At 62.2% G+C, this 12558-nt stretch carries 11 protein-coding genes; 7 read left to right on the top strand and 4 right to left on the bottom strand.

Annotation, left to right across the window (positions count from 1 at the left end):
• Window position 1: 1 nt before the first annotated feature.
• The 4 genes from B015_RS0128090 to B015_RS0128075 all read right to left on the bottom strand — a co-directional run bounded on the left by B015_RS0128090 (window position 2) and on the right by B015_RS0128075 (window position 4832).
• Complete coding sequence (locus B015_RS0128090; RefSeq protein WP_018431103.1) at window positions 2-1177, bottom strand: Gfo/Idh/MocA family oxidoreductase; 1176 nt, start codon at window positions 1175-1177, stop codon at window positions 2-4.
• A gap of 13 nt (window positions 1178-1190) precedes the next feature.
• On the bottom strand, window positions 1191-2246 hold the full coding sequence (locus tag B015_RS0128085) for a sugar phosphate isomerase/epimerase (protein ID WP_018431102.1): 1056 nt from the start codon (window positions 2244-2246) through the stop codon (window positions 1191-1193).
• A 161-nt stretch (window positions 2247-2407) separates the two neighbouring features.
• Complete coding sequence (gene xylA / locus B015_RS0128080; protein WP_026227831.1) at window positions 2408-3718, bottom strand: xylose isomerase; 1311 nt, start codon at window positions 3716-3718, stop codon at window positions 2408-2410.
• Between the two features lie 88 nt (window positions 3719-3806).
• Window positions 3807-4832 carry a LacI family DNA-binding transcriptional regulator gene (locus B015_RS0128075; RefSeq protein ID WP_018431100.1) on the bottom strand — a complete coding sequence of 342 codons (1026 nt, stop codon included), beginning with the start codon at window positions 4830-4832 and terminating at the stop codon, window positions 3807-3809.
• A gap of 1065 nt (window positions 4833-5897) precedes the next feature.
• Here B015_RS0128075 and B015_RS0128065 point away from each other — a divergent pair.
• From B015_RS0128065 to B015_RS0128035, 7 genes are all read left to right on the top strand, one after another.
• Window positions 5898-6584: a GntR family transcriptional regulator gene (locus tag B015_RS0128065; RefSeq protein ID WP_018431098.1), complete on the top strand. Its 687-nt coding sequence runs from the start codon at window positions 5898-5900 to the stop codon at window positions 6582-6584.
• A gap of 43 nt (window positions 6585-6627) precedes the next feature.
• Window positions 6628-7047, top strand: a complete 420-nt coding sequence (locus B015_RS0128060; protein WP_245262432.1) for a rhodanese-like domain-containing protein — start codon at window positions 6628-6630, stop codon at window positions 7045-7047.
• A gap of 3 nt (window positions 7048-7050) precedes the next feature.
• Entirely contained in the window at window positions 7051-8004 is a 954-nt protein-coding gene (locus B015_RS0128055; protein WP_018431096.1) for an ABC transporter permease, read from the top strand.
• Complete coding sequence (locus tag B015_RS0128050) at window positions 8001-8879, top strand: ABC transporter permease (protein WP_018431095.1); 879 nt, start codon at window positions 8001-8003, stop codon at window positions 8877-8879. Before B015_RS0128055 ends, B015_RS0128050 begins: the two co-directional genes overlap by 4 nt.
• Before the next feature lie 65 nt (window positions 8880-8944).
• Entirely contained in the window at window positions 8945-10558 is a 1614-nt protein-coding gene (locus B015_RS0128045) for an ABC transporter substrate-binding protein (RefSeq protein WP_026227830.1), read from the top strand.
• Window positions 10555-11586 carry an ABC transporter ATP-binding protein gene (locus B015_RS0128040; RefSeq protein WP_018431093.1) on the top strand — a complete coding sequence of 344 codons (1032 nt, stop codon included), beginning with the start codon at window positions 10555-10557 and terminating at the stop codon, window positions 11584-11586. Before B015_RS0128045 ends, B015_RS0128040 begins: the two co-directional genes overlap by 4 nt.
• Window positions 11579-12544, top strand: coding sequence for an ABC transporter ATP-binding protein (locus B015_RS0128035; RefSeq protein ID WP_018431092.1), 966 nt, complete (start codon window positions 11579-11581; stop codon window positions 12542-12544). The genes B015_RS0128040 and B015_RS0128035 overlap by 8 nt, the downstream gene beginning before the upstream one ends.
• The last annotated feature ends 14 nt before the right edge of the window (window positions 12545-12558 follow it).

Genomic DNA, 12558 nt, shown 5'->3' with positions numbered 1-12558 from the left:
TTCATCCGATCTTTGTCCACACATTGCCGGCTTTCGATGAGGCGACGGAGGCTTCGATGAACTTCATGCCATCGATGCCGTCCTGTACGGTGGGGTAGATCACGTCGGCATCGGCATTCCTGCCTTCGCGCGCTGCGCGGATGGCGCGGGCTGCTTCGGTATAGATGGTGGCGAAACCTTCGAGATAGCCTTCGGGGTGGCCGCTTGGAACACGCGTGACGCGCGTCGCGGCCGCACCCGCGCCGGACCCGGCTCGGGTGAGCAGCTGCTTCGGCTTGCCAAAGGGCGTAAACCAGAGATAGTTCGGGTCGGCCTGCGTCCATTCTAGGCCGCCCTTTGTGCCATAGACGCGCAGCTTCAATCCGTTTTCGTTGCCGACAGCCACCTGGCTTGCCCACAGCATGCCGCGCGCGCCGCCATGGTAGCGAAGCAGGATCTGCACATCGTCGTCGAGCGGGCGGCCCTCGACGAAGGAGGTTAGCTGCGCCAGCACCTGCGCGGTTTTCAGCCCGGTAACGAAGGCGGCGAGGTTATAGGCATGCGTGCCGATATCGCCGATGGCGCCGCCGGCACCGGAGCGCTTGGGATCGGTGCGCCATTCGGCCTGCTTGGAGCCGGAGCGTTCCGCCGGCTCGGTCAGCCAGTCCTGGGGATATTCGGCCTGCACGACACGGATTTCGCCGAGATCGCCATTGGCGACCATTTCGCGCGCCTGCCGGATCATCGGATAACCGGTGTAATTGTGGGTCAACACAAACAGCTTGCCCGACGTCTTCACCAGCGCGGCGAGTTCTTCGGCCTCCTTGAGCGTGGTGGTGATCGGCTTGTCGCAGATCACATGGATACCAGCCTCGAGGAAGGCCCTTGCGGCAGGCGCGTGCATATGGTTCGGCGTCACGATGGAGACGGCCTCGATGCCGTCGGGGCGTGCAGCCTCCGCCTTGGCCATGTCTTCGAACGAACCGTAGGATCGGTCGGCGGGAAGGCCGAGATCGGCAGCCGAGGCCTTGGCCCTTTCGGGGCTGGACGACAGCGCGCCGGCGACCAGCTCATACTGGTCGTCGAGCCGCGCGGCCATGCGGTGGACAGCGCCGATGAAGGCGCCCTGACCGCCGCCAACCATGCCCAGGCGGATGCGGCCGCTGCCGGCTTCCTTCTTGCTTGCTTCAATAGCCATGTCGCCTCCCCTCTCAGCTCAGGCCGAGCATCTTGCGATTTGCGGCCTCGTCGGTGCCGGCATTGGCGAAATCGTCGAAGGCATGCTCGGTGACGCGGATGATATGCGCCTTGATGAACTCCGCACCTTCGCGCGCGCCGTCTTCGGGGTGCTTGAGCGCGCATTCCCATTCCAGCACCGCCCAGCCGTCGAAATCATTGGCGGTCAGCCTGGAGAAGATCGAACCGAAATCGACCTGGCCGTCGCCCAGCGAGCGGAACCGGCCGGCGCGGTTGACCCAGCTCTGGAAGCCGCCATAAACGCCCTGCCGACCCGTCGGATTGAACTCGGCGTCCTTGACGTGGAACATCCGGATACGGTCGCTATAGATGTCGATGTAGTCGAGATAGTCGAGCTGCTGCAGCACGAAGTGCGAGGGGTCGTAGAGCAGGTTGGCGCGGGCGTGGTTCTTCACGCGCTCGAGGAACATCTCATAGGAGACGCCGTCGTGCAGGTCTTCGCCCGGGTGGATTTCGTAGCAGACGTCGACGCCATTGTCGTCGGCATAGTCGAGCAGCGGGGTCCAGCGTTTGGCCAACTCGTCGAACGCCGCCTCGACCAGACCGGCCGGACGCTGCGGCCAGGGATAGACATAGGGCCAGGCGAGCGCGCCCGAGAAGGTGGCGTGGGCCTTGATGCCCAAATGCCTGGAGGCGCGCAGCGCGCGCTTGACCTGGTCAACCGCCCATTCCTGACGCGCCTTCGGACTGCCCCGCACCTCCGGGGCCGCAAATCCGTCAAATGCGGTGTCATAGGCGGGATGAACGGCAACCAGCTGGCCCTGCAGGTGGGTGGAGAGCTCGGTCACGTCAAGACCATGCGAGGCGGCGACGCCTTTGATCTCGTCGCAATAGTCCTTGGAGTCCGACGCCGTCTTCAGGTCGATCAGCCTCGCATCCCAGGTCGGAATCTGGACCCCCTTGTAACCAAGGTCGGACGCCCATTTGCAGATCGAGTCAAACGAGTTGAACGGCGCCGCGTCGCCGGCGAACTGCGCCAGGAAAATGGCGGGGCCCTTTATCGTCTTCATGCACGTCCTCCCGTGGCGCTCGCGCCGAAATGTCGCTCCAGATTGGAGAGGATGCCCAGTTCACCCTGCGAGCGAAATTGATGTCATCTTATGTCCTGCGACCAGGTTTCGCCGTCATGCCGCCAGCCCGCCATACGGCGAATGGCATCGTCCACCGCGCCTTACACGTAGCGGTTGACGAGGTTTTCGAGCAGTTCCTGCCGGCCGGACTTCGGCTGGGGTTCGATCTTGTCCTTGACCACGCGCTCGGCCACGTCCTCCAGCGTGCGCTTGCCCGACAGCATGGCCTCGCCCTCGGCGGTCTTCCAGCCGGCATAGCGCTCGGCCAGCGGGCCTGACAAAGCCTTGTCTTCGATCATGCGCGCCGCAGCCTTGAGGCCGCGGGCGCAGGCGTCCATGCCGCCGATATGGGCGATCAGCAGATCCTCAGGATCGAGCGATTGGCGGCGAAGCTTGGCGTCGAAATTGGTGCCGCCCGTCTTCAGCCCGCCGGCCTGGAGGATGTAATAATACGCCAGCGCCATTTCCGGCACGTTGTTGGGAAACTGATCGGTGTCCCAGCCCGACTGGTAGTCGTTGCGGTTCATGTCGATCGAGCCAAGGATGCCAAGCGACCCGGCCAACGCCAGTTCGTGCTCGAACGAGTGGCCAGCGAGGATTGCGTGGCCTTGCTCGATATTGACCTTGACCTCGTTTTCCAGTCCGAAGTCCTTCAGGAAGCCATACACCGTCGCGACGTCATAGTCGTATTGGTGCTTGGTCGGTTCCTGCGGCTTCGGCTCGATCAGGATGGTCCCCTCGAAGCCGATCTTCTTCTTGTAGTCGACGACCATGGAGAGGAAGCGCCCGGCCTGCAGGCGCTCCTGCTTCAGGTCGGTGTTGAGCAGCGTCTCGTAACCTTCGCGCCCGCCCCAAAGAACATAGTTCTCGCCGCCGAGCTTCTTGGTGGCATCCAAGCAGGCCTTAACCGTGGCTGCCGCATAGGCAAAGACATCAGGATCAGGGTTGGTGGCAGCGCCGGCCATCCAGCGCCGGCTGGAGAACATGTTGGCGGTGCCCCAGAGCAGCTTCACGCCGCTCTGCGTCTGCTTGTTGGCAAAAATGTCGACGATCTCGTCGAGCCGGTCCTTGCTTTCGGTGAAGCTGTCGCCTTCGGGGCGTATGTCGGCGTCATGGAAGCAGTAATAGGGCGTGCCGAGCAACGAAAACATTTCGAAAGCAACGTCTGCCTTCAGCCTGGCATGTTCCATCGTGGGACCAAACCAGGGCCGATCAAACGTTTGGCCGCCGAAGGGGTCACCGCCTTCCCAGGCAAAGGAATGCCAGTAGGCGACGGCAAAGCGCAGATGGTCCTCCATGCGCTTGCCGAGCACAAGCTCGTCCTTGTTGTAGAAACGGTAGGCCAAGGGACTGGCCGACTCCGGCCCCTCATACTGGATCGGCTTGATGTCACCAAAAAATGCGGTGGTCATGTCCTGTTCCATCCTGCTTCTGCAAGTTCTGATGTACGTATATCAGAACAACCGGAGGCGCCAGAGGGCGCAGCCAAGAATCCGACTGTCAGGGTAGATTGTCGCGTAGATATACCTCGATACGAATATGCTCCTGTCCCTCGATGAGGGTCCGCTGTTCGGTCAGCGAACGAAGCGTCCGGATGGCGCTTCGGACCTCATGGCCGGCATCCTGGTTGATGATGGCGTGGAACAGGCCGCTTTCCAGTGCGGCGCGCGTATGGGCGCTCAGCTCGTGCGCCACCACCATCGGACGCCTTTCGACCGGGCGTTCGGACAGCGCCTCGATCAGGCCCAGATTGCCCGCCCCGATATTGTAGAGGCCCACAACATCGCTATCGCGATCCAGGCATTGCTCCACGATGCGCCTCGTCGCCATCCGGTCGTCCCGCCCCTCGGCCACCGACAGCGCTTCCAGATTGGGATATTCGGTGCGGATCACCTGATCGAAACCCATGCGGCGCTCCACATGGTCACGCACCAGCATGGAGCCGGCGACCAGCGCAATCTTGCCCTTGACGCCGCGCAGGAAGCGCCCGAGCAGGCTCGCCGCAGTGCGCCCCGCCGCGACATTGTCGATGCCCACATAGCGATGGCGCTGAAAGGAAGGCGCATCCGAGACCAAGGTGACGACAGGCACATTCGCTTTATGCAGCCGCGCCAGCGCCTGGCGAACCGGGGGCGATTCGGTCGCAACCAGCGCCACGCCGCCTATCTCGTCGAGGTCCAGCCGGTTGAGCGCTTCGGCCAGTGCGTGCCCATCAAACGCAGGCACTGTGACGACGCCGAGTTCGATCCCGTCCGGCGCCATCTGGCGACCGGCTTCGCGCGCCTCGCTCTCGAGCCTGCGCATGAAGCTGTTTGCCCCTTCGGGTATGATGAAGACAACACTGTAGACGCGCCCCTTGGCCAGATTGGCCGCGGCCAGGTTGCGAACAAAGCCAAGTTGCCGGATCGCGGCTTCCACGCGCTGCACGGTCGAGGCCCGAACGCCTTCGCGGCCATTGATGACACGGTCGACCGTCGAGAGGCTGACGCCGGCTGATTGGGCAACATCATGGACCGTGGGGCGCATTGTGACTTCAGTATTTGAGTTACGTACATCATTACAGTTTTTTTTGGGTGCTTGTGTCAATGACGCGATGCATGCCGACGTACAAGCAAATACGGGATCGCCTCAAAGGCACGGTTGGTCAAGAACACCCTGCCGAAAAACTGATCAGGCCAATATCGCCGCGGTGCTCACCGGACGGTTGCCGTTGGGCGCATGGCAGATGAGCTTCAAAAGGAGCCGGGAGGTCCTCAGCGTCCCCGCTGATCGATCAGGCAGAAGAGATCGGTGCGATCGAAGGGGAGATCAATATCCTGCGAGAGTCGGCGAATTTTCTTCGCCGGCATCTGCGTTGTCAGGCCAAGGCGTTCGCCGCCCGGGTGCCTGCGATCCCGTCAAGCATCGCACGCATCAATAAGTTCCATAATTATGCTTATGCGGCATTTTTCGGAGCGCGGGCTCTTCACTGAAAGGTGACGCAGATTCCGAATTCCTCGATCATGTTGCGGGCGGCAGACCTGACAACGGCCGCCCGCCAATTTCAGGGGCTCGAAAAGGTGCTGCCGCAGCGCCTCGCCGTGAAATAGCGGCGATGGACCTGACATCTTCCAGCGCTGCTGCTGCGCCCGAAATCAGAACCAGCCTCCAGTCGGTGGTCGGCTTAAGCTACCGGCAAAGCTGCCCTTCCCTTCAGATTTCTGAAGGTCGAGTCGGCGCAAGGTATCCATGATCTGGTCGAAGGAAGCAGTGCTTTCGGCACGGGGCGGTCGGCGCTGCGCCCAATGGACTCCACAGCGCAGGCATCGGAAACGGGGTTACCTCCAGACTGCTGAGGTTTGCGGCGAGACCATCAAGATCGTCTGGAGGCAGTCCTTCTGTTGCAGTCAACAATCATCCTTCCGCAACTGCCAGGGACCGGATTGTCCAGCCAGCTAGGTTGGGCGCGCTTCTGTTCCCATCCGGTAGGCGGCAAGCCATGCGACGCAGCCTGAAGCAGATCCGGCCATCAGTTCGTGATCGAGCGCGAAAAAAGAGATTGCATTGAGCGCCGAATCTTGCATTCATATCTTGCATACAAGATAGGAGTACATGTTGAACCTGGCAGCATCCATCGCCAATCGGATCATCGACGCAGCTCTTAGCCAGCAACTCCAGCCCTATGCCCGGCTCGGGGAGCAGGAAATTGCGTCGCTGTTCGGCTGCAGCCGTACCATCGTCCGCGAGGCCATGGTTCAGCTGGCCGTGCGAGGCATTGTGGTTGTCAGTCCCCGCAGGGGCTGGTTCTTCACCGAAGTCGACGTGGAAAAGGCGCGGGAACTCTACGACGCCCGCGAGATCATCGAAACGGGGCTGCTGCGAAGCCTTGCACGCCGCAACAGGGTTCTGGAGGCAGCTCCGTTGGAAAGGCTGCGCGATCACCTTGCGCGACAAAAGGAGGCTGTCGAAGGCAGCGATGTGGGGCGTCGCAGCTATCTGCTCGGCGACTTCCATGTGTGCCTCGCCGAATGCCTGGGCAACAGCATCCTGGCCGAAAAACTCCGGGACCTCACCGTGCTCACAACGCTTTTCACCATGCGTCATCAGACGCCCGGTGATGCGCGCATGTCCTACGACGAGCACGTCGCGGTGGTCGACGCGTTGGCAAGCAACGACATTGCCGAGGCCGAGCGGCGCATGTGCAGGCACCTAGGGACTTGGGAAACAAAGGTGCATCTGGCTCGTGAAGTCGACCCTCTCGAGGGACTGCGCCGAGCCTTGAAGCCGCAGGATGCCTGATGGCGGTTCCGGTTCGGAGCCGGCGAGCAGGGAGGAGAGACAATTGACAATCAGAAACACCATGGCCTGGGTAGACCGCCTGCGGTCGAAGGTACCGACCCTGACGGCGATCGAACTGGTAGAAAGGATCGCGGGCGGTGACGCACTCACGCTGATCGATATCCGCGAGCTTCAGGAACTGATCGACAGCGGTGCGATCCCTTCGTCCCATCATGTACCACGCGGCATGCTGGAATTCTGGGCCGATCCCGCAATGGAATACCACAGGTCCTTCTTCACCGAGGACGCAGAGTATGTCGTCTATTGCGCCGGCGGCGGCCGTTCGGTCCTTGCCGCACTGGCCCTCCAGGAAATGGGCTACCGCAAGGTCTGGCATCTCGACCAAGGCTTCGGCGGCTGGCGTGCAGCCGGTCAAGAGATCGACGATGTAGCAGCCTCGTCGCGCTGGCAGCGGAAGCCCTGAGCCATGCTGACCTTTGCTTTGCGCCGCGCGGTTCTTGGCTTGCTGGTCCTCGTCACAGTCGCCCTGCTTGTTTTCGTAGCAATCCGTTTTGTGCCCGGCGACATCGTGAACCAGCAACTGTCGGAGGCAGGCGCAGTCACGCCCGAACTGCTCGAACAGAAGCGGGCACAACTCGGCCTCGACCAGCCGATCTCCCTTCAGTTCGCAACTTGGGCCAAGGGGGTCGCCGTGGGTGACCTGGGCAATTCCTTGTGGACCGGAAGGTCGGTAGCGGCGCAGATCGGTGCGGCGCTCGTGCCGACCATGCAGCTTTCGATCATTGCCATTGTGCTGGGAGCCACACTCGGGATCGGGGCAGGCGTTGGCGCTGCATTGTGGCGCGGCGCACCTGGCGACATGGTGCTGCGTGTAGCCTCGACTGTCTTTCTCGCCATTCCGCAGCTTTGGCTGGGGTTGCTCACGCTGACAGGCCTCGCCGCCATCGGCTACTTCGTTCCGCTGCCCTATCGCGCATTCTCCGATGCGCCGATGGTCAATCTCCAGCAGGTCATCTTTCCTGCCGTAGCATTGTCGCTTGGGGTCGCGGCGGCGCTCTCGCGGTTGACCCGATCGGCGATGCTAGAAATCATCGGTGCCGATTTCATTCGGGCCGCCCGTGCGCGTGGTGTGTCGCCCGCCGGGATCTACGTTCGACATGGTCTCAAGAATGCACTGATCCCGGTCATCACATTGCTGGGTACCCAGTTCGGACACCTGCTTTCCGGCACGGTCATCATCGAGCGCATTTTTAACATTCCGGGCCTTGGAAACCTTCTCTTCGAGGCCGTCGCCACCCGGGACTACCCTGTCCTTCAGGCTGCAGTTCTGACCTACGGTCTCATCACCATCCTCGTAAATCTGCTGGTTGACCTGTCCTACGGAATGGTCGACCCCCGTGTCCGGGAGGCGCGTTCATGACACTCGCTGTCGAAGCCGCGGCCATGCACCGGGGTTCTTACCGCAGCCTTGTCGTCTTGCGTGCCTTGTTGCGCGATCCCGTGGGCTGCAGTGCGCTGATCATCCTGACCATCGTGCTGTTGCTGGCACTTTTTGCTCCCTTCATCGCTCAGTTCGATCCGCTCCACCAGGACAGGCGTGCGGTGCTGAAAGTGCCGTCTCTGCTGCATTGGTTCGGCACCGACGACATCGGCCGCGACGTCTTCTCGCGTGTCCTGCATGGAACACGCATCTCCTTGTTCGTGGGGTTGATGGTCGTGATGCTGACCATGCTCGTCGGCGGCCTGGTCGGGATGATCTCTGGCTACTTCGGTGGCTGGACCGACACTATCATCCAGCGCATCGTCGAGGCTCTTGACACCTTGCCGTCGCTTGTTCTGTCGCTGTTCATCGCAGCCATGCTGGGGCCGAGTGTCCGCAACGTAGTCATCGCAGTGACACTCGCCCAGATACCGCGTTTCGTGCGCGTCGTCCGGTCCGAGATGCTGAAGATCCGCAGCCAGGACTTCATCTCGGCAGCGCGTGTCATCGGAGCGTCGCCGCTCAGGATAATGCTGACGCACGGCGCACCCAATCTCATGCCGACGATGCTCGTTCTGGGTTCACTTGCTTTCGGTGTCGCCATCATGACCGAAGCGGCCCTCAGCTTTCTCGGGGTCGGCACGCCGCCGCCTCATCCCTCGCTGGGAACGATGCTCTCTCATGGAACACGTTTCATAACCTCGGCGCCGTGGTTGATCATCTTCCCCGGTCTGATGCTGACGGTCAGCGTGCTTGCGCTGAACCTCATCGGCGACGCACTACGCGACGTGCTGGATCCACGAAACCAGCAATGAACGCTGCGAGGCGCAGCGCATACCAGCGAATTCCACAGTCACGTCCATTTTGGGAGGAAATGACCTTGTTCGAACGACTACTGCACCACTCGAATACCCTAGGGCGCATCGCACCACTTTTGGCGCTCACGGCGTCGCTGGCATTGCCCGGAGCAGCCATTTCCCAGGAGGCTCCTCGCCACGGCGGCAAGGTAACGATCAACGTTCACGCGGAGGCGCCGAATTTCGACCCCCTCGCGAGTACCGAGTTCGGCGCACATTCCAGGTTGGGTCTGGCGCTGAACCGCCTTGTCGAATGGAAGACCGGGCCGGAAATAGCCTATGGCGCGTTTGTTCCGAAGCCGGCCCTGGCGGAGAGCTGGGACGCCTCGGCAGACGGTCTCGAATATACGTTCCATCTGCGCAAGGATGCCGTCTGGCAAGACATTGCGCCCGTATCCGGCCGCCCATTCGTTGCCGCAGACGTCCTCGCCACCTATGAGGCGATCCGCAAGGAGGGCGTTCAGAAAGGTCAACTCGCGGCAGTGGACACCATTACCGCACCCGACGACCACACGGTCGTCATGACGCTGAAACGTCCCGATGTCGCCCTGTTGCAGGCTCTTGCACATCAGAACATGTGGATCCTGCCGCGCGAGGCCTTCGATGGCGGTTATGACCGCAAGACCGTGGTCATTGGCACCGGACCCTGGATTCTTAAGGAGAACCAGGCGGGTGTCGCCACCCGCTATGTCCGGAACCCGAAATATTTCGGCAAGAGCGAGGCTGGCGAGCAGCTGCCCTATCTCGATGAGGTCGACATCCTGCCCATCAAGGACCTCAACGCACGCATCATGGCCTTCCGCTCGGGCCAGATCGATATCTGGTTTGGCCCGCTCAACCTTACCCAGATGCAGGAATTGAAGCAGGCCGTGCCCGACATGAAGGATATCCAGACTGTGGCCAATACCCAGTCGGAACTCTATCTCAACCCGACCTTCAAGCCGTTCGCTGACCTGCGGGTGCGCCAGGCAGTGAACCTCGCCATCGATCGGCAGGGCCTCGGCGAGGTGGTTCGCGGTGGCGGCGCTATCGGCGGCGTCGTCGGTCCAGCCCTGGTCACCCAGACCTTGCCGCAGGACGAGCGTATCGCGCTCTATGGAACTCCCGACCACGAAAAGGCCAAGGCACTACTGGCAGAAGCTGGATATGCCGAGGGCTTTTCCTTTGAACTGACCGTCCTGAACTATGGCGAGGAATTTGTCCGCGAAGCTGAATGGATCCAGCAGGATCTCGCTGAGATCGGTGTCAAGGCCGAGATCAAGATGGTTGACATGGTCGCGGGCCAGGCACTCGGCAAGGAACGCAATTTCCAGGGCATGTTCCTGATGATGAGCCCGTTTGGCGAAGCCAACGAGTATTTCGGCACGCATTTCCTCAAGGGAGGCAACCGCAACTACACCGGCATCGACGATCCCGAGCTGGCGAAAATGATCCAGGATCAGCAAGGCACCATGGACGAGGCCGCCAGACAGCAGAAGATCTGGGACATCCAGCGCTACGTCTACAAGAACGTCCAGAACCCGCTTCCGATCTGGGCCGCAGTGCTTCTCCATCCCGCCCAGGCCCGCGTCGAAGGCTGGCACCCGATGTTGACGCAAGGCTTCCCGAGCCTGCCAGAGGTCTGGGTCACCAAATGAGTGCCAACCCCGCCATCGCCGGTATGACGACGCCCGAGAGCATTTCCGCGCCGTCGGGTGAACGGCCGCTGCTCGAGGTCGACGGCCTGGCCCTGAGCTACGGAAGGCTCGAAGTCTGCTCGGACGTCTCGCTCAGTGTGCGGCGGGGCGAAGCCCTGGCGTTGATCGGCGAGTCGGGGTCGGGAAAATCGGTGACGGTCCTGGCCGTCACCGGGCTCCTCGGACGCGGCGGTGCAGTCACTCGCGGATGCATATCGCTGGACGGCGAGGAAATCTCCAGGCTGAGCGAGCGCGAGCGCCGCCGCCGCGGACTTCTTGGACGGCGCATCGGCATGATTTTTCAGAACCCCTCTCGCGCGCTCGATCCCGTCTTCACCATTGGGCAGCAGCTGAATGAGGCGATCGGCCAGACGGGGCTGTCGGGAAAACAGGCAATGCGGAAAAAGGGAGCAGAATGGCTGAGGCATGTCGGCCTCCCCGACCCTGAGGAGGCGCTCGACCGCTATCCGCATCAGCTGTCGGGTGGACAGCGGCAGCGGGCGATGATCGCCATTGCGCTTGCCTCGGAGCCGGAACTGCTGATCGCTGACGAACCCACCACCGCCCTGGACGTCACGATCCAGGCGCAGGTCCTCAACCTGATCCGCCAGCTCCAGCGCAAGCTCAATCTCGCCCTGGTCATCGTCACCCACGACTTCGGCGTGGTCGCGGCCATGGCCGACCGTGTGGCCGTCATGTATGCCGGCCAGGTGGTCGAGACCGGGACGGTCGCCGAGATCATCAATGCCCCCCGCCATCCCTACACCCGGGCTCTCTTGGCGAGCCTGCCGACGGGCGTGCCCGGGGCACGTATCGAGGCGCTGCCCGGTTCGGTTCCATCGGCGACCGCAATGCCTTCAGGATGTCGTTTTCATCCACGCTGTCCAATGGCTCTGGACAGTTGCACGTATGAAATCCCCCGGCTGGAGGCGGGCGCCGACGGGCATCTCCTGCGCTGTCTGAGGGCTGAGGAGATGGCCCATGCCTGAGGTCCCTACCCTGTTGTCCCTGCAGGATGTGAGCGTGCGCTACCCTATCAGACGCGGCTTCTTCCAGCGTGTGGTCGGCCACATCGGTGCCGTCGAAAAGGTCAGCTTCGACCTGATGCGTGGCGAGACCCTGGCCCTGGTGGGTGAATCCGGCTGCGGCAAGAGCACGCTCGGACGTGCCATCCTGCGGCTGGAAGACGTTGCCGAGGGACAAATTTCTGCGACCTACGGTCAGGCGGCGAGCCGTCGCGATATCGCGCGGCGGGCGCAGGTGGTGTTCCAGGATCCGCTCGGTTCGCTCGATCCGCGTTGGACGGTGGGCGCCCTCATCGGTGAAGGGATAGATGTGCACAGGATCGCCCGGGGTGCTGCGCGGGACGTGCGGGTGCGCGAACTGTTGGCCCAGGTCGAGCTCCCGGCCGCGGCCTTCTACAAGTTTCCCCACCAGCTCTCGGGCGGCCAGCAGCAACGCGTGGCCATCGCACGTGCGCTGGCCATGCGGCCTGAACTGATCGTGCTGGACGAGGCGACCTCGGCGCTTGATGTTTCAGTCCAGGCTCAGATCCTGAACCTGATGAAGGACCTGCAGGCCGAATATGGACTGACATATCTGTTCATCTCGCACGATCTCACCGTGGTGGGTCAGTTCGCCGACAGGGTGGCCGTCATGTATCTGGGCCGCATGATGGAGATCGGACCTGTCGCCGACGTCCTGTCTGCGCCGCGCCATCCCTATACCAAGGCACTGCTGTCCGCTTCGCTGAAGGTTGATCCGGACGCACGCATCGAGACCGTCGCCCTGCTCAAGGGCGATGTACCGAGCCCCCGCAATCCGCCGAGCGGCTGCCGTTTCCGCAGTCGCTGCCCTCTGGCGCAACCCGCATGCGCCGATCTCGTCCACCAGATGATGGCAGGGCCGGACGGCCGTCAGGCCGCTATCTGCCTGGCCAACAACTAGCAACTTTCGAGGCA

The sequence above is a fragment of the Hoeflea sp. 108 genome, assembly GCF_000372965.1.
In the GTDB taxonomy this organism is placed as follows: domain Bacteria; phylum Pseudomonadota; class Alphaproteobacteria; order Rhizobiales; family Rhizobiaceae; genus Aminobacter.
Note: the sequence above shows the minus strand (reverse complement) of the source record. Positions and strands in the feature narration are given on the sequence as shown.

Excerpts from the sequence above, each read along its gene's own strand:
- B015_RS0128090 (WP_018431103.1), bottom strand. The coding sequence starts at position 1,177 with ATGGCTATTGAAGCAAGCAAGAAGGAAGCCGGCAGCGGCCGCATCCGC.
- B015_RS0128085 (WP_018431102.1), bottom strand. The coding sequence starts at position 2,246 with ATGAAGACGATAAAGGGCCCCGCCATTTTCCTGGCGCAGTTCGCCGGC.
- xylA (WP_026227831.1), bottom strand. The coding sequence starts at position 3,718 with ATGACCACCGCATTTTTTGGTGACATCAAGCCGATCCAGTATGAGGGG.
- B015_RS0128075 (WP_018431100.1), bottom strand. The coding sequence starts at position 4,832 with ATGCGCCCCACGGTCCATGATGTTGCCCAATCAGCCGGCGTCAGCCTC.
- B015_RS0128065 (WP_018431098.1), top strand. The coding sequence starts at position 5,898 with ATGTTGAACCTGGCAGCATCCATCGCCAATCGGATCATCGACGCAGCT.
- B015_RS0128055 (WP_018431096.1), top strand. The coding sequence starts at position 7,051 with ATGCTGACCTTTGCTTTGCGCCGCGCGGTTCTTGGCTTGCTGGTCCTC.
- B015_RS0128050 (WP_018431095.1), top strand. The coding sequence starts at position 8,001 with ATGACACTCGCTGTCGAAGCCGCGGCCATGCACCGGGGTTCTTACCGC.
- B015_RS0128040 (WP_018431093.1), top strand. The coding sequence starts at position 10,555 with ATGAGTGCCAACCCCGCCATCGCCGGTATGACGACGCCCGAGAGCATT.
- B015_RS0128035 (WP_018431092.1), top strand. The coding sequence starts at position 11,579 with ATGCCTGAGGTCCCTACCCTGTTGTCCCTGCAGGATGTGAGCGTGCGC.